The organism is Bartonella vinsonii subsp. arupensis OK-94-513 (assembly GCF_000278235.1).
GTDB lineage: Bacteria > Pseudomonadota > Alphaproteobacteria > Rhizobiales > Rhizobiaceae > Bartonella > Bartonella arupensis.
Map to the genome: position 1 here is coordinate 65,637 of NZ_JH725037.1, position 17,536 is coordinate 83,172.

General features: G+C 39.1%; 15 protein-coding genes. 13 read left to right on the top strand and 2 right to left on the bottom strand.

Going from position 1 to position 17,536, the window contains the following annotated elements; all coding sequences use genetic code 11:
* The first annotated feature begins 5 nt into the window (after positions 1-5).
* The 11 genes from rplO to alaS all read left to right on the top strand — a co-directional run bounded on the left by rplO (position 6) and on the right by alaS (position 12,333).
* Entirely contained in the window at positions 6-473 is a 468-nt protein-coding gene (rplO, locus tag ME1_RS00315) for a 50S ribosomal protein L15 (protein ID WP_004861897.1), read from the top strand.
* A gap of 165 nt (positions 474-638) precedes the next feature.
* Positions 639-1,985: a preprotein translocase subunit SecY gene (gene secY / locus ME1_RS00320; RefSeq protein WP_004861899.1), complete on the top strand. Its 1,347-nt coding sequence runs from the start codon at positions 639-641 to the stop codon at positions 1,983-1,985.
* On the top strand, positions 1,982-2,560 hold the full coding sequence (locus ME1_RS00325; protein ID WP_004861902.1) for an adenylate kinase: 579 nt from the start codon (positions 1,982-1,984) through the stop codon (positions 2,558-2,560). Before secY ends, ME1_RS00325 begins: the two co-directional genes overlap by 4 nt.
* 177 nt (positions 2,561-2,737) lie before the next feature.
* Positions 2,738-3,106 (top strand): 30S ribosomal protein S13, encoded by a 369-nt coding sequence (gene rpsM / locus ME1_RS00330; protein ID WP_004861906.1) that lies wholly within the window; start codon positions 2,738-2,740, stop codon positions 3,104-3,106.
* Between the two features lie 132 nt (positions 3,107-3,238).
* Positions 3,239-3,628 carry a 30S ribosomal protein S11 gene (gene rpsK / locus ME1_RS00335; protein WP_004861909.1) on the top strand — a complete coding sequence of 130 codons (390 nt, stop codon included), beginning with the start codon at positions 3,239-3,241 and terminating at the stop codon, positions 3,626-3,628.
* Positions 3,629-3,722: 94 nt separating this feature from the next.
* Positions 3,723-4,736 carry a DNA-directed RNA polymerase subunit alpha gene (locus tag ME1_RS00340; RefSeq protein ID WP_004861911.1) on the top strand — a complete coding sequence of 338 codons (1,014 nt, stop codon included), beginning with the start codon at positions 3,723-3,725 and terminating at the stop codon, positions 4,734-4,736.
* A gap of 25 nt (positions 4,737-4,761) precedes the next feature.
* A complete protein-coding gene (gene rplQ, locus ME1_RS00345; protein ID WP_004861914.1) occupies positions 4,762-5,190 on the top strand; it encodes a 50S ribosomal protein L17 in 429 nt (142 codons plus the stop codon).
* A gap of 268 nt (positions 5,191-5,458) precedes the next feature.
* Positions 5,459-6,853: a DegQ family serine endoprotease gene (locus ME1_RS00350; protein WP_004861916.1), complete on the top strand. Its 1,395-nt coding sequence runs from the start codon at positions 5,459-5,461 to the stop codon at positions 6,851-6,853.
* Positions 6,854-6,861: 8 nt separating this feature from the next.
* Positions 6,862-8,175, top strand: coding sequence for a replication-associated recombination protein A (locus ME1_RS00355; RefSeq protein WP_004861918.1), 1,314 nt, complete (start codon positions 6,862-6,864; stop codon positions 8,173-8,175).
* A gap of 258 nt (positions 8,176-8,433) precedes the next feature.
* On the top strand, positions 8,434-9,477 hold the full coding sequence (gene recA / locus ME1_RS00360) for a recombinase RecA (RefSeq protein ID WP_004861920.1): 1,044 nt from the start codon (positions 8,434-8,436) through the stop codon (positions 9,475-9,477).
* Between the two features lie 192 nt (positions 9,478-9,669).
* Complete coding sequence (gene alaS, locus ME1_RS00365; protein ID WP_004861922.1) at positions 9,670-12,333, top strand: alanine--tRNA ligase; 2,664 nt, start codon at positions 9,670-9,672, stop codon at positions 12,331-12,333.
* Positions 12,334-12,427: 94 nt separating this feature from the next.
* Here the strand turns inward: alaS and ME1_RS00370 are convergent, their stop codons facing one another.
* Positions 12,428-14,215: a glucan ABC transporter ATP-binding protein/ permease gene (locus ME1_RS00370; protein ID WP_004861925.1), complete on the bottom strand. Its 1,788-nt coding sequence runs from the start codon at positions 14,213-14,215 to the stop codon at positions 12,428-12,430.
* 204 nt (positions 14,216-14,419) lie between these two features.
* Here ME1_RS00370 and ME1_RS00375 point away from each other — a divergent pair, with 204 nt between their 5' ends.
* A complete protein-coding gene (locus ME1_RS00375; RefSeq protein WP_004861929.1) occupies positions 14,420-15,403 on the top strand; it encodes an RluA family pseudouridine synthase in 984 nt (327 codons plus the stop codon).
* Positions 15,404-15,762: 359 nt separating this feature from the next.
* On the opposite strand, the gene ME1_RS00380 is transcribed toward ME1_RS00375, so the two are convergent.
* Entirely contained in the window at positions 15,763-16,152 is a 390-nt protein-coding gene (locus tag ME1_RS00380) for a VOC family protein (RefSeq protein ID WP_004861932.1), read from the bottom strand.
* Positions 16,153-16,740: 588 nt separating this feature from the next.
* Here ME1_RS00380 and ME1_RS00385 point away from each other — a divergent pair.
* On the top strand, positions 16,741-17,523 hold the full coding sequence (locus ME1_RS00385; RefSeq protein WP_004861935.1) for an ATP12 family chaperone protein: 783 nt from the start codon (positions 16,741-16,743) through the stop codon (positions 17,521-17,523).
* Positions 17,524-17,536: the final 13 nt, after the last annotated feature.

Here is a 17,536-nt window from a genome sequence, read left to right on the forward strand (position 1 = left end):
AAGATATGAAACTCAATGAACTGCATGATCGTGAAGGCGCAACAAGAGATCGTAAACGTGTTGGACGTGGTATTGGTTCAGGTACTGGTAAGACCGGTGGTCGCGGTGTAAAAGGACAAAAATCGCGTTCTGGTGTCTCGCTTAATGGTTTTGAAGGTGGGCAAATGCCTATCTATCGTCGTTTGCCAAAGCGTGGATTTAGAAATTTTTTTGCTAAAACTTATAACGAAGTTTCACTAGGACGTATTCAGTTGGCAATTGATGCTGGTAAGTTGAATATTGAAAAGCCTATTGATATTATTGCCCTGAAAGAAGCTGGTATTCTTCGTCGTGTGAAAGATGGAGTACGTCTTCTTTCTGATGGTGAGTTGAAAGCAAAGATTATTGTTCATGTTTCTGGTGCTTCTGAAGCTGCTCGTATTAAGGTTGAAAAGGCTGGGGGGCAGGTTACTTTTCTTGAAACTGCTCGGTGAGCTTGTTTGATATGAATGATATTCCAAGGAAGCTTGTATGCTTTGTTTGGGATATCTTTTATGGAAAGTTATTTGAGTTCTGCATTTATTTATGTATAACGATATGAGTTTGAGAAGTTATACTTCTGTGCTTTAAAGAACTGGAGTGTGGATCGGAGAGGTTTTATGGCATCAGCAGCAGAGCAATTTGCTTCCAATATAAACTTTAGCACTTTTTCGCGTGCAACTGAATTGAAAAAGCGCATTTGGTTTACCCTTGCTGCGCTTCTTGTTTATCGCTTTGGTACTTATATCTCCCTTCCAGGTATTAATATCGATTCTTTACGGCAAACATTTGAACATCATGCATCAGGTGTTTTGGGATTGTTTAATATGTTTGCTGGAGGCGCTGTTAGCCGCATGGCGATTTTTGCATTGGGAATTATGCCCTATATATCGGCATCAATTATTGTGCAGTTGCTGACTTCCGTTATCCCTTCATTAGAAACTCTTAAAAAAGAAGGTGAACTGGGTCGTAAGATTATTAATCAGTATACCCGTTATGTAACGGTAGTATTGGCAATTCTACAGGCATTTGGTATCGCGGTTGCGCTTGAATCTGGTATAGGAACAGGACTTCAAATTGTTGTGGAGCCGGGTCTTATGTTCCGTATTTCCTCTGTTATTACGCTTGTGGGGGGGACAATGTTTCTCATGTGGCTTGGTGAGCAAATTACGTCACGTGGTGTCGGTAATGGGGTTTCTCTTATTATTTTTACAGGTATTGTTGCTAATCTTCCTTCCACTTTTGCTCAACTTTTGACTGCTCATAGTCAGGCTGATTTATCAACTTTTTTATTAATAGGAATCGTTCTTATTGCGGTTTTTGTTATCGGAGTTATTGTTTTTGTAGAGCGTGCGCAACGGAGAATTCTTATTCAGTACCCGAAACGACAAGTTGGTAATCAAATTTTTCAAGGTGATATGTCACATCTTCCTTTAAAGTTGAATACTGCTGGTGTTATTCCACCAATTTTTGCTTCCTCTTTATTGTTATTGCCTGCAACTGTTAATAATTTTTCTGATAAAATGCCTCAATGGGTTCAAGCTATTTCTTATTCTCTTGGTCATGGACAGCCACTTTATATGATTGTTTATGCACTTTTGATGGCATTTTTTTGCTTTTTTTATACGGCTATTGTGTTTAATCCAAGTGATACAGCCGATCAGTTAAAAAAGCATTCTGGTTTTATTCCTGGGATTCGTCCTGGTGAACGTACGGCTGAATATATTGATTATGTTTTGACCCGCATTACTGTTGTAGGAGCAATTTATATCATTTTAGTTTGTTTGCTCCCTGAATTTATGATCTCCGCGCTACAGGTGCCTTTTTATCTTGGGGGAACGTCCTTGTTGATTGTTGTTACTGTAACTCTTGATACGGTTGCTCAAATTCAAGGACACCTTGTTGCACACCAATATGAAGGATTGATTAAAAAGTCAAAACTTCGTGGAGGCAGAAGGAATCGATGAGAATTATTCTTTTAGGACCTCCTGGAGCTGGAAAAGGTACACAAGCTAAAATGTTAGTCGAGGCGTATAATATCCCTCAGTTATCAACAGGCGATATGTTGCGTGAGGTTATCACTAGAGAAACAGAAGTTGGCAAAAAAGCTAAAGCTATTATGAGCTCTGGTGCTTTGGTTTCCGATAGTATTGTGAATCAAATTGTATCAGATCGGATTGATGAAAGTGATTGTGTGAACGGTTTTGTCTTGGATGGATATCCACGAACTGTGGGACAGGCAGAAGCGTTGCAACAGATTTTGCAGTCAAAAAATATGCAGCTTGATGCTGTTATCGAGCTGCGTATTGATGAAGATACATTGATTGAGCGAATGAAGAAACGCGTTGAGGAAACAATAGCAGCTGGTGAAAAGGTTCGTTCAGATGATAACCCTATTGCGTTTGCAAAGCGATTAGTGGAATATCGTGAAAAAACAGTTCCCCTATCAAAATTTTATTCAGAGAAGGGATTATTGAAGGTAGTTGATGGAATGATTGGTATTACTGAGGTATCGCGCGCGATTAGAGAGCTTCTTCAATAAGATTTTTTTTAGAAATAAATGAAAAGTGTTGACTTTTTCTATGAAATCTATCAAAACAGCTTTAATTTATTTCAGTAAAGTAATAGGATTCGGAATATGTTTATGCCGGATCATTTTTTCTGTAAGGTACATCAGGTATTTTATGGCTAATCGTCAATATAACTAAGGAGAATAGGCGTGGCTCGTATTGCTGGCGTCAATATCCCGACAAATAAGCGTGTAATTATTGCGCTTCAATATATCCACGGGATTGGACCAAAATTTGCCCAAGAAATTACTAAAAAGGTTGGTATTCCCATGGGGCGTCGTGTGCATGAACTTTCAGATGCGGAAGTTCTGCAAATTCGCGAGGCGATAGACCAGGGCTATCAGGTTGAAGGGGATCTTCGCCGTGAGGTTGCTATGAATGTTAAGCGTTTGATGGACCTTGGTTGCTACCGTGGTTTGCGTCATCGTCGTTCTTTGCCTGTTCGTGGGCAGCGTACACATACGAATGCACGTACACGTAAGGGGCCAGCTAAGGCAATCGCTGGTAAGAAAAAATAAGAGTCTTTTTTATCTTTTTTTGAAAAAAGGTTTTTATTTTCGTATTCTGTTTCTTATTGAGGTTTTTAATAAGGAAAAGAAAGGTGGAGCTGCTGGTGTTACGGCAGTGAAGAGATCGTTGAAAGGAAGATTATGGCAAAGGAAGCCACACGTGTTCGTCGTCGCGAGCGCAAAAATATTTCATCAGGTGTTGTTCATATCAATTCAACATTTAACAATACAATGATTACAATTACTGACGCTCAGGGGAATGCAATTGCATGGTCGTCTGCTGGTGCTCAGGGATTTAAAGGTTCGCGTAAATCTACACCTTTTGCAGCTCAGGTTGCTGCAGAAGATTGTGCTAGGAAAGCGCAGGAGCATGGTATGCGTTCGTTAGAGGTTGAGGTTTGTGGTCCTGGATCGGGCCGTGAGTCCGCTTTGCGTGCATTACAGTCTGTTGGTTTTGTTATTACTTCCATTCGTGATGTAACGCCAATTCCTCATAATGGATGCCGTCCACGAAAAAGACGGCGTGTTTAATTGGGTATTGTTTTTTGTTGTCAGAGCTTTCTCTGATGTTCACATTGTCCGTTACGATTGAATGGTAACGGAACTAAAGAACGGGAATAAAAATATGATCCAGAAAAACTGGCAGGAACTGATTAAACCCAATAAGGTTGAGTTTTGTGCACATGATAACCCAAATATTTTAAGCGTGGTTGCGGAACCTCTTGAGCGTGGTTTTGGCTTGACGTTAGGAAATGCGCTTCGTCGTGTATTGTTGTCATCACTTCGTGGTGCCGCAATTACTGCTGTGCAGATTGATGGTGTTTTACATGAATTTTCATCAATTCCGGGCGTGCGTGAAGATGTCACAGATATTATTCTTAATATCAAAGAGATTGCATTGCGTATGCAAGAAGAGGGTCCTAAACGCGTTGTTATTTCTAAAGAGGGGCCTGGTGTTGTAAAAGCTGGAGATATCAATACTGTTGGGGATATGGAAATCCTGAATCCTGAGCATGTTATCTGTACTCTTGATGAAGATGCTGAGATTCGTATGGAATTTATTGTCAATACAGGAAAGGGTTATGTTCCATCTGATCGCAATTGTGCTGACGATGCAAGAATAGGCCTTATTCCAGTTGACAGTCTTTATTCACCAATTCGTAAAGTATCTTATAAAGTAGAGAATACACGTGAAGGCCAAGTGCTGGATTATGATAAATTAACGCTCACGATTGAAACAAATGGTGCTGTTAATGGAGAAGATGCTGTTGCTTTTGCCGCACGTATTCTTCAGGATCAATTATCATTGTTTGTTAATTTTGAGGAGCCGCAAAAGGAAGTTGTTGAAGAGTCTGACTCAGAGCTTGCTTTTAATCCTGCGCTTCTCAAAAAAGTTGATGAGTTAGAGCTTTCAGTCCGTTCGGCAAATTGTCTTAAGAATGATAATATTGTCTACATTGGTGATCTTATCCAAAAAACAGAAGCTGAAATGCTTCGGACACCGAATTTTGGGCGAAAGTCATTAAATGAGATTAAAGAAGTTTTGGCATGTATGGGATTACATCTTGGTATGGAGATTTCTGCATGGCCGCCTGAAAACATTGATGATCTTGCTAAACGTTATGAAGATCAATATTAAAATTTAGAATTTAAGGAGAAGACTCATGCGCCATAGTAAGTCAGGTCGCAAGTTGAACCGGACTGCCAGTCACCGTAAAGCGATGTTTGCTAACATGGCGGTTTCGCTGATTGAGCATGAGCAGATTGTGACGACCCTTCCAAAGGCTAAAGAAATTCGTCCTATTGTTGAAAAGCTCGTTACACTCGGCAAGCGTGGAGGTTTGCATGCACGTCGGCAAGCAATTTCAGCGCTTCGCGATGCAGGAAAAGTTGCAAAGTTATTTGATACACTTGCGCCACGTTATGCATCGCGCAATGGTGGTTATTTGCGTATTATGAAAGCGGGTTTTCGTACAGGTGATAATGCTCCCATGGCTGTTATAGAGTTTGTTGATCGGGATGTTGATGCGAAGGGCGCTATAGATCGTGTACGCACGGAAAGTACTGCAAATGAAAAAGAGGCTTCTTCATAATAATAATGCGCTTTTTTGTTAAGTTTTATAGAACCGCCTTGTAAGGGCGGTTTTTTTGTGAGTTTTTCTGAATTCGTTTTTCTTAAAAGATAAATACAGTGAGAAGATTGTAAAATATTGAATTATTTTATTTTTATAATTTTGCTGTTCAAATGGTTGTTTTTCTTCTTTATTATAAATATTAATAAAAACTCTTAGCTTATGTTGGATGAGAGGGATCCTTATCTTGTTAATATGAGAGAGTGGATTAGTTTTTTAGGAGTGAGTTATGAAGTATTCTCTTTTGGTGGGGCTTTTGTTTGCTATTATGGCACAGATATCCTTTCGTTGCGCGTGTGCTCAAATTCCACAAACACAACAAGAAATTACTCTTTCATTTGCTCCTTTAGTTAAAAAGACTATTCCGTCTGTTGTGAATATTTATGCAGCGCGGCAAATCAGAGCGCGTTCACCTTTTGAAGGAGATCCATTTTTTGAGCAGTTTTTTGGTCGCTTCCAAAATAATCGTCCTTTGCGTAGACAATCATCATTGGGGTCAGGGGTGATTGTGGATGCAGGTGGTTTGATCGTTACCAATTACCACGTTATTAAAGATGCAGATGAAATTAAAGTTGCTCTTTCTGATGGACGGGAGTTTGAAAGTAAGGTTAAGTTAAGAGATGAAGAAACCGATATTGCTGTTCTTGAAATTGATGCAAAGGGTGTGCAGTTTCCTACTCTTCCTTTGGGAGATTCTGATGCAGTTGAAGTTGGTGATCTTGTCTTAGCAATAGGTAATCCTTTTGGGGTCGGTCAAACAGTTACAAGTGGTATCGTTTCAGCGCAAGCACGTACGCGGGTTGGTATTTCTGATTTTGACTTTTTTATTCAAACGGATGCTGCCATTAATCCGGGGAATTCTGGTGGAGCTTTGATTGATATGAAAGGGCAGTTAATCGGGATTAATACGGCTATTTATTCGCGCTCAGGTGGTTCTGTAGGGATTGGTTTTGCTATTCCATCAAATCTTGTAAAAGTGATGCTTGATACCGTTAAACGTGGTGGAAAATATTTTGTGCCACCTTATATTGGGGCATCTTTTCAAAATGTTACACCTGATATTGCAGGTGGTTTAGGTTTAGAACGCCCTTATGGTGCTCTTGTTATTGAAGTTATTGAAGGTAGTCCTGCTGGAAAAGCTGGTTTGAAGGTAGGTGATGTTATTTTGAGTGTGCAAGGGGTGCGCGTTGATAGCCCAGATGGTCTTGGATATCGTTTGATGACAGCTGGTATTGGACATAGTCTTCTTCTAGAATATTTACGAAGTGGAAAAATTTTAAAGACGCAAATAACTGTTTCATCAATACCGGAATCTGCATTTTTGAAATCTGAAAAAATTACTGATGAAAGTCCTCTTTCTGGTGCTGAAATATTAGATTTAACACCACAAAATAGTCGTCGTTTTCATCTTCCTCTCTCTGCACGAGGTGTTGTGATCTCCAATCTTGATGAAGAAAGCAATGCTGCTGGGATTTTTCGTCCAGGAGATATTTTGCGTGTTGTTAATGGCCATAAGATTCAAACAGTTGTCCAGTTGAAAAAAATTCTTATGAAAGGTCACCCAAATATTTGGCAATTAGAATATGAACGTGATGGTATGTATATTCGCCAGTTTATTCGCTGAGGTTTTTTTTGAATAAAGATTTTTTTACTTCATCTTTTGGGCTCCAAGTTCATGAAAATCAACCGCTTGCAGAAAGAATGCGGCCTCATTCTCTCCATGATGTTATAGGACAAAATCATTTGGTTGGAGAAAAGGGATTGCTTTCGCGTATGCTGGCATCCGGTTCAATGCATTCTATGATTTTTTGGGGTCCTCCAGGGACGGGGAAAACGACGGTTGCACGCTTGTTAGCACTTGAAAAACAATTCGCTTTTGAGCAAATTTCTGCTATTTTTACTGGAGTTTCTGAACTTAAAAAAATTTTTGAAGGTGCTCAGGCTCGTTTTATGTCTGGATGCCAGACACTTTTATTCGTTGACGAAATTCATCGATTTAATCGTGCGCAACAGGATAGTTTTCTTCCTGTTATGGAAGATGGTACTATTATCCTTATAGGGGCAACAACGGAAAATCCTTCATTTGAACTGAATGCGGCGCTTCTTTCTCGGGCACGTGTTTTGACATTTCTTCCACATAACAATGAAAGCTTAGGCATGCTTTTGAAACGTGCTGAAGAAGTGGAAGGAAAACTTCTTCCTTTGGATGATAAGGCCAGAGAGGTTTTGATCGGGATGTCTGATGGTGATGCTCGAGCAGCGTTAATATTGGCAGAGGAAGTTTGGTGTACGGCACAACCTGGGGAGGTATTTGATGCTATTGCTTTGCAAAAAACCATTCAGCGTCGTGCTCCAATTTATGATAAAGGTCGAGAAGGTCACTATAATCTCATTTCAGCATTGCATAAATCCGTTCGTGGATCTGATCCTGATGCTGCGCTTTATTATTTAGCTCGTATGTTTGATGCTGGTGAAGATCCTCTCTATATTGGGCGAAGATTGGTCCGTATGGCTGTTGAAGATGTTGGGTTGGCAGATCCACAAGCTCTTGTCATTTGTAATGCTGCTAAAGATGCTTATGATTATTTGGGATCACCAGAAGGGGAATTGGCCTTGGCGCAAGCATGTCTTTATGTTGCGACTGCACCAAAATCAAATGCAACATATCTTGCGTATAAAGCCGCACTGCATTGTGCACGTAAAAACGGTTCTTTGCCCCCTCCTAAACACATCCTTAATGCGCCTACAAAATTTATGAAAGAAGAAGGGTATGGACATGGTTATCGTTATGACCATGATGAACCAGATGCTTTTTCAGGACAGGAATATTTTCCTGAAAAACTTGGGCGGCAGAGCTATTATAAACCACGAGAGCGTGGCTTTGAACGTGAGATTGCAAAGCGTCTTGAGTGGTGGAAGAAATTGCGCCAAAAACGGGCTCATTAAAAATAAAATTTAAATTGTTTCTTTTATAGAGGCGGGATATAACTATACTAGGTTTTCCCCCTTTATATGGGGGGGCGTATCATGTTCATAACATAAGAAATATGCCTCCTTTCTTTTATGGGGATGATATATTGAAGATACAATATGAGAATGCAAATGCAAATAGTCTGTGAAAATCTCAATTCAAGACTTTAGTTAAGCTAAAATAACAGTGTACACTAAACGCTGGATTATTGTGAATCGATTAAGGATATTATCGTGGATAAAGCAAAAGCTCTCGATGCAGCTCTCTCACAAATTGAACGCTCTTTCGGTAAGGGCTCAATTATGCGACTTGGGCAAAAAGAGCAGGTCGTTGAAATTGAGACAATCCCAACAGGTTCATTATCTTTGGATATTGCTTTAGGCGTTGGTGGATTACCGAAAGGGCGTATTGTTGAGATTTATGGACCAGAAAGTTCTGGGAAGACAACACTAGCTCTGCACGCTATTGCTGAAGCACAGAAAATTGGTGGAATTTGTGCTTTTATTGATGCAGAGCATGCTCTTGATCCTATTTATGCACGTAAACTTGGTGTTGATTTAGAAAATTTATTTATTTCTCAACCGGATACTGGTGAACAGGCATTGGAAATTACAGAGACACTTGTTCGCTCTGGTGCAGTTGATGTGCTTGTTGTTGATTCAGTGGCAGCTTTGACACCGCGTGCAGAAATTGATGGTGAAATGGGTGATGCTTTGCCCGGTTTGCAAGCTCGGTTAATGAGTAAAGCATTGCGAAAATTAACAGCCGCAATTTTTCGCTCTAACTGTATGGTTATCTTTATTAATCAAATTCGCATGAAAATTGGTGTGATGTTTGGTTCTCCTGAAACGACAACAGGTGGAAACGCTTTAAAGTTTTATGCTTCTGTTCGTTTAGATATTCGTCGTATTGGATCCATTAAAGATAGGGATGCAATCGTTGGGAATCAGACGCGCGTTAAAGTAGTGAAAAATAAGCTGGCACCTCCATTCAAACAAGTTGAATTTGATATTATTTATGGTGAAGGCATTTCTAAAGTAGGCGAATTGATCGATTTGGGTGTTAAAGTTGGCATTGTGGAAAAATCTGGTGCATGGTTTTCTTATAATTCTCAGCGTTTAGGGCAGGGGCGTGAGAATGCAAAGCAGTTTTTACGTGAACATGCAGAAATAGCTACGGAAATTGAAACAGCTTTGCGCCAAAATGCAGGTTTGATTGCGATTGAATTGTTAGAAAATGTAGGGTCAGAAAATATAGAAAGCGATGACGTAATTTAAGTGTGATTTCTTTATGAGAAATTTTTCTATTTTTATTTGTTAGAGTTTTAAAGTATAAGATCGCTTATTCTCCAACTTTTTTGAACAAACATTCCGCTTTTTGATTAAATGAACTCTAAGAGTGCTAGAGAGGATATTTAATGAAGGAGAGGGAGTTTTTATGGTTTTGTACTGTACTCTGCAGGTGTCAATATGAGTAGCGTTAATAGCATACGGTCAACTTTCTTAGATTATTTTCAACTTAATGGACATAAAGTTCTTTCTTCGAGCCCACTTGTTCCGCGTAATGATCCTACACTCATGTTTACAAATGCAGGAATGGTGCAGTTTAAAAATGTTTTTACTGGACTTGAACAGCGCCCTTATAAGCAGGCTACAACGGCACAAAAATGTGTTCGTGCGGGTGGAAAGCATAATGATCTTGATAATGTTGGTTATACAGCACGCCATCATACATTTTTTGAAATGCTGGGTAATTTTTCTTTTGGTGATTATTTCAAAGAAGAAGCCATTTTTTTATCCTGGAACCTTTTAACAAAGGAATTTCGCCTTCCAAAAGAAAAACTGTTAGTGACAGTTTATCATAGTGATGATGTTGCTGCTGAGTTATGGCGGAAAATTTCAGGTCTTCCAGATGAAAAAATTGTTCGTATTGCAACAGCTGATAATTTTTGGGCAATGGGAGATACAGGCCCTTGCGGTCCTTGTTCGGAGATTTTTTATGATCACGGTGATAAAATCTGGGGAGGGCCGCCTGGAAGTATGGAAGAAGATGGTGATCGCTTTATTGAGATTTGGAATCTTGTCTTCATGCAGTATGAACAGGTGAGTAAGGAAGAGCGTGTTGAATTGCCTCATCCTTCTATTGATACAGGTATGGGGTTAGAGCGCATTGCTGCTGTTTTACAGGGGGTTCATGATAATTATGATATTGATCTTTTCCGTGCATTAATACGTGCCTCACAAGAGATAACAGGCGTTAAGGCAACCGGTGATTTTGTTGCGAGCCATCGTGTGATTGCTGATCATCTTCGCTCATGTGCATTTTTGATTGCTGATGGTGTTCTTCCTTCCAATGAAGGAAGGGGATATGTTTTACGTCGTATTATGCGTCGTGCTATGCGTCATGCCCATCTTCTTGGCACTAAAGAACCTTTAATGTGGCGGCTGTTGCCTGCTTTAATTCATGAAATGGGACAAGCTTATCCCGAATTGGTACGTGCTGAATCTTTGATTTCAGAAATTTTAAAGTTAGAAGAAATCCGTTTTCGTAAAACTCTTGAACGAGGACTCGGTTTGTTGAATGAAGCAAGTATCAATCTTAAAGAAGGAGATTATTTTAGCGGCGAAATTGCTTTTAAACTTTATGATACATATGGTTTTCCGCTCGATTTGACGCAAGATGCTCTGCGGTGTCGTGGAATATCTGTTGATGTTGATGCTTTTGATAAAGCGATGGAGCGTCAAAAAGAGGAAGCACGTGCCAATTGGTCTGGTTCTGGTGAAACGGTAACAGAAAAGATTTGGTTTTCTATTCGTGAGAAAGTAGGAGCCACAGAATTTTTAGGTTATGAAACAGAAAAAGCTGAAGGCATTCTTACGGCTCTTGTATATGATGGTTATATTGTTGATCATATTTCTTCAGGGCAGAAAGCTGTTCTTGTTGTGAACCAGACACCTTTTTATGGCGAGTCTGGTGGGCAGATTGGTGATAGTGGTATCATTTCTGGTGAAAATTTTGTTTTTGAGGTGCATGATACTCAGAAAAAAGCTGATGGTGTTTTTGTTCATATTGGAGAAGTAAAATCGGGTCAGGCAAAAACGTCTGATTGTGTAGAACTCATTGTTGATTCTGTTCGTCGTAAGAAAATTCGTGCGAACCATTCGGCTACCCATTTATTACACGAAGCATTACGACAAGTATTGGGACCGCATGTTACTCAAAAGGGCTCTTTTGTATCGCCGGATCGGTTGCGTTTTGATTTTTCTCATCCAAAACCCATTTCTTCAGAAGAATTGAAAACAATAGAAAATTTAGCAAATGATATTGTTTTACAAAATAGTGAGGTAACAACGCGTCTCATGCTTGTGGATGATGCAATTTCTGAAGGGGCAATGGCACTATTTGGTGAAAAATATGGAGATGAAGTACGCGTTGTTTCTATGGGAAACCAGCTTGAGCAGACAGGATTAAAAAGGAATTGGTCAATTGAGCTTTGTGGTGGGACGCACGTGGAAAGAACAGGAGATATTGGTTTAATTCATATCGTTTCTGAAAGTTCTGTAGCCGCAGGGGTTCGTCGTATTGAAGCTTTGACCGGTACAGCAGCACGTCTTTATCTTACTTGCCAAGATGAGCGTATCCATAAAATTGCCTATCTTTTAAAAGCTTCTTCTGCTGATGTGGAAGAACGGGTTCGAATTTTACTTGATGATCGTCGCAAACTTGAAAAAGACTTGAATGACGTACGCAAGAAAATAGTGTTGAGTGGTGGGGCGGTACAAAGTGGTCAAGAAGATGTTACTACCATCAATGGCATTTCTTTCATGGGATGTGTTGTTCAAAATATTTCACCGCGAGATCTTAAGGCGTTAGCGGATTCTGGAAAAAAACAGATTGGATCTGGGATAGTTGCTTTTATTTCTGTTTCAGAGGATGGCAAGGGGAGTGCTATCGTTGGTGTGACTGATGATTTAACGGATAAATTGAATGCTGTTGATTTGGTGCGTATTCTTTCAGGTGTTCTTGGTGGTCAAGGTGGTGGTGGACGTCCTGATATGGCGCAGGCTGGTGGTCCTGAAGGGAAGAAGGCTGCTGATGCACTTGCAGCACTAAAAGCTTTTCTTGAAAGATAATTTCTGATTTCTTCTTCGTACTTCTCAGCGTCTCTTTCTAGAGAAGAATTTTTTAGTTGAAATAGGATGCTTACTGAAAGAGGAAGAGTTCATTCTATGATGCCATAGCTTCATGCAAGGAAATTACATTTTGATCATCTTCTTTTATCGCTGATTGATTGATTGGTAAACTACCAGTTTGTAAGAATTGATAGAAGCGGCCACCTTTATCGATCAATTCTTGAAAGCTTCCTTTTTCAATTAAGTGACCATGTTCTAGAAACAGCACAACATCAGCATTGCGTATTGTTGAAAGGCGATGAGCTATAATAAAAGTGGTGCGGTTATGACTTATGCAATCAAGAGCATCTTTTACGTGCGCTTCTGTTTCAACATCAAGAGCGCTTGTTGCCTCGTCTAAAATAAGAATGGGTGCATTTTTTAAAACAGCACGCGCGATTGCTAATCGTTGTCTTTCTCCACCTGACAATTGAGTTCCTCGTTCTCCAACCATTGTGTCGTAACGATCAGTTTTTTTCAGAATAAAATTATGGGCGGCAGCTGTTTTTGCTGCTTCATAGAGTTCCTCATTTGTAGCGTTCGCTCTTCCTATCGAAATATTGTCGTGAATAGTGCGGTTGAAAAGGCTTGCGTCTTGAAACACTGTTGCTAAAGATTTGCGTAAGGATTCTCGATTAACAGAGCGTATATTAATTCCGTCGATAGAGATATGTCCAAATGTTGGGTCGTATACACGCTGCAACAAATTGATTAATGTTGTTTTTCCAGCACCTGTTGGTCCTATAATCGCAACAGTTTGTCCTGTTTTCACTTCAAATGAAATATCAAAGATGCCTTGAGAAGAATTTGGGAATTTATAGGTAACATGATGAAATTCTATTGTCCCTTTAACATTCGGAAGAGAAGGGAGATTTTCAGGTTCGTTGATGTGAAAGGTTGAGTCTTCCATTGCAAAGAATTCTTGTAATTTTGCTTGGGAGGATACGGTTAAATTAATAAAATTGCTCATTTGATCTAAACGGCTGATCATTAATTGTGCAAATCCGACAAAAGCAACAACTTCACCTACACGTAATTGACCTTTGGCTACAAAAAAAGCTCCAAGAAGAAGGACACAAACCATTGAAATAGTTGAGGCTATTCGGTTTAAACCACTCGCAAGAGCCCACCAATTGAGAACAGGGTTTTGTGCTTTAAGAAGATCGTTTGTATGTTGATGTAATATTGAAGTTTCTTCTTTTATCCGATTATAGCTTTGTACAATGGAAACATTAGAGATTGAATCGCTGATATGTTTAAAAACATTATGATGATAGCATTCTACAGCCGCTTGTCCGTCTTTTGTTTTGCGCATGACTAAACGTGCAATCAATACATAGATGATGGCAAGTGCAACCAAGACTGTTGAAAGACGCCAATTCATGTTAAAGGCAGTAGGAATGAGAACGAGTAACGCAACAAGAGTTGAAAGATGTTGACGCATAAAATCAAGCCATATGGTTGACATGGAATCTACAGCGCGCAAAAGTATATGAAGAGCGTTAGACGTTCCGCGTTGTTGATGCCAAATGAGAGGCATGGCGATGATACGCTCAAAGGATTCAGTTAAAACAGCTAAGCGACGTCTATGTGCTAAGCGGTCAGCGCTGCGGGCAACAAGAATATAAGCAATGATATGAGAGATACCAAAGCATACCCAAATCGTAAGGGTAGGGATAATAGCTAATTTTTCTGCGATGGAGTCAATAACGCGTCCAAATAAAATAGGTTCTGCGATGGTAATAATAGCCAATATAACGTTAGCAGTGCAGATTAAAATAGAGGTTTTTTTTTCTTTATTTAGATAGTTAAGAACACGAGCATATGTTTTGAATAAGGACACAGATAATTATCTCCATTAGCTTGCAAGCGTAAAGGTTACGATTTGTAATCGTTACACTTTGAGCTAATAAAATTTGAACAGTAAGAAAATGCAATTTTGGATACGAATTGTAATATGGTGTGATAAAGCCCTAGGTGGTTTTTTGTATTTATAAAGATAGAGTGCAAAATTGGTAAATAAAATTATATTGGCTAGGAAACTCTTATGGCAGGCGTAGAAATAAAAAAGATTGAATCAGATGAAAATGGTATGCGCTTAGATCGCTGGTTTAAAGTGCATTATGCAGGACTTGGATTTGGGTATTTACAAAAATTACTGCGTTCTGGTCAAATACGGGTTGATGGTAAGCGTGTTAAAGCCGATACGCGTCTTCTTATAGGGCAATCTGTTCGTGTACCCCCTTTACTTATTGATGATAAGGAAAGTTTTCTTGTAACGGATAAAACACTTCGTGGACAGGATGATGGGACCGTTTTGAAAAAAATGCTGCTCTATGAAGATGCAAAAGTTTTTGTTTTTAATAAACCAGCGGGATTAGCTGTGCAAGGTGGTTCTGGTTTGACGCGCCATGTGGATGCTATGCTTGAGGTGTGGCGCAATAAAAAAGGGGAAAAACCACGTTTGGTTCATCGTCTTGATCGTGAAACATCAGGTGTGCTTATTGTTGCGCGTTCAAGAGGGGCTGCGCAGGCTTTAACGGCTGCTTTTAGAACACGGGAAACAAAAAAAACTTATTGGGCATTGGTTCGTGGGGTCCCTAAAAAAAATCAGGATAAAATTTCAACATGGATAGTTAAGGAAACTACTGCGCAAGGTGAGAAAATGCGTGTTTGTGAACATGGAGAGCCAGATGCTAGCCATGCGGTTTCTTACTATCGCGTTTTGGAGACAAGAGGGAGGACACTTTCATGGCTTGAAATGGAACCCTATACGGGTAGAACACATCAGTTACGTGTACACGCTGCTCATATAGATCACCCTATCATTGGTGATTCGAAATATTTTTTTTCTGATAGTAATTGGAAATTACCAGGGGGAATTCAAAACCGCCTTCATCTTCATGCTCGTCGTATTCGTATTCCTCATCCTTCAGGGGGGGTATTGGATATTGTCGCACCTTTACCACCTCATATGGTACAAAGTTTTAATCTTTTGGCTTTTAATGAGAATGATGGTGAGACAGAATAAGAGAAAATTTTTTACAATTTGTTCTGTTTAATTTGGCACATTTTGTATAAAGATTGAAGAAGGTATAGCATTTGTTATGAAAAGAGCTTGTGTTAAATTATCGTTATTCAGAACTTGTATTTTTTAGTTATAAATTTGCTAATATCCTTTACAAATTCTCTTATCTATAGTCTCTTTATCATCGTTTAACTAAAAACGACCAGTTCCATATAAATCGCCATTTTCACGGTAATCTAATCTTTTTTTTAATTCACCACCAACAGGATATGAATAATCTATAAGAAAGAATATGTTAAAAATTGACTTGGATCTTCGTCAATGATTATCTTCAGGCGGTTAAAGATCTAGTTTAAAGCTTTTTAATCCAGTGGACAAACACGAATAATATGGCCGTCGGGATCTTTGATTAGGAAGGTACGTCCAAATATGTCAGTATACGGTTCCTTCAAGACATTTATTTCAACGGTTGTTTGCTCTTGCCATTCCGTATAGAGCTTATCTACGTCCTCTCCATGAGGCAACATAATGCCAATTTCGGAAAAACGAGGCACATTTTCCTCAGGCGTATCGCCCCCAGACCAGATAGCAAAGAGTGCATCACCTGAAGAAGAAAATGCGACATAACGTGGAGAGACAAATACAGGCTCTTTTTTGAAGATAAATTTATAAAAAGCGGTAGAATACTCTACGTTTGATACGTATACCAACTGTAGGTTTGGGGCAACAGGATAAGTAGGGATATGACTCATGAATTTTCCATGATTTCGTAGCTGTTTCCTGACATGATATACCTATTAGAGACTATTACAACAAGAACTTGTGATGCTTGCGTTTGCGGTGTATTTTATTTATCCTACTTATGCCGTGAAACACCGTTGTTTAGGATGGTGATATAAGACAGGCAAAATTTTATACAGAAGGGATACGTTAGACGAAAAATGGGATACCTTTGTGGCTGTTTTTAGGTAAAGTGAGATGATGAGTAAAATGCATTGCTTCATGGTCGTTTGGGTGATGAGTGTTTTTTTCTTTAATATTCTACTAGAAGTGTTTTTTAGCTGTGAATGGGTGATACACCACTATTGTAGGTAGATGATTTGCAAAGTAATGAACGCGTTCCTCTTCACCATCAAATTCAATACATTCAATTTTTAAATGAAGACAAATATTAAAAAAAATTGCTCTAACTGTTCTTGCTGAATATAAGAATAGGCATTTGCTATTGTCTTTTTTGTAAAATAGACGTGAAATATAGTCTTAAATCAGATTAATTCTGATAAGATTTTTCCTTCTTTAGGACGGGTGGGAAGTCAATAAAAATATCAGAGGTAAACAATATGCGTGAAATTTTGAATCATTCTGATATGTCATTGAATAGAAATCATTCTGTTCAGAAGACACAAAAACTTTCATGTTCGCCACTCCCCAAACGATTTTATAAAGAAGTGAGAACTCTGCGTGAAGAAGGGGGCTTCTCTATATTATTGGATGGATGTCCAGTAAAAACACCAGCAAAGCGCTTTTTTATTGTGCCAACAGAAGCTTTTTCTGTGTTAGTGGCAGAGGAATTTGAGAGCCAAAAGCAAGTTATTGATCCAGCAAAAATGCCGATTACACGTCTTGTTAATACTGTTATTGATGGCATAGCTGATGATATGCAGAGTGTTTTTGAAGATTTATTGCGTTTTGTTGCATGCGATATGATCTTTTATCGTGCACAAACACCAAAAGAATTGGTACAGCGACAATGTGAACAGTGGGATCCTTTGTTGGATTGGGTAGAAGAAAAACTTGGTGCACGTTTTCATTTGACAGAAGGGCTTATACATGTTGAACAACCACGAGAAGCTATTCAAGCGGTAAGCAATTATTTACGTAAAGTTGAATCTCCTTATATGCTTGCAGCACTTCACGTAATGACAACTTTAACAGGATCAGCTCTTATTGCTCTTGCTGTTTCTACTAAAAGAATTAATGCGGATTATGCTTGGGATGTTGCCCATTTAGATGAAGATTGGATAATAGAGCAATGGGGTACAGATGAAGAAGCAATAACGCGCCGTGCTCATAAAAGAATTGAATTTAATGCTGCTGCTACAATCATTACAACTTGTTTTTAGAATTAAATTTCCT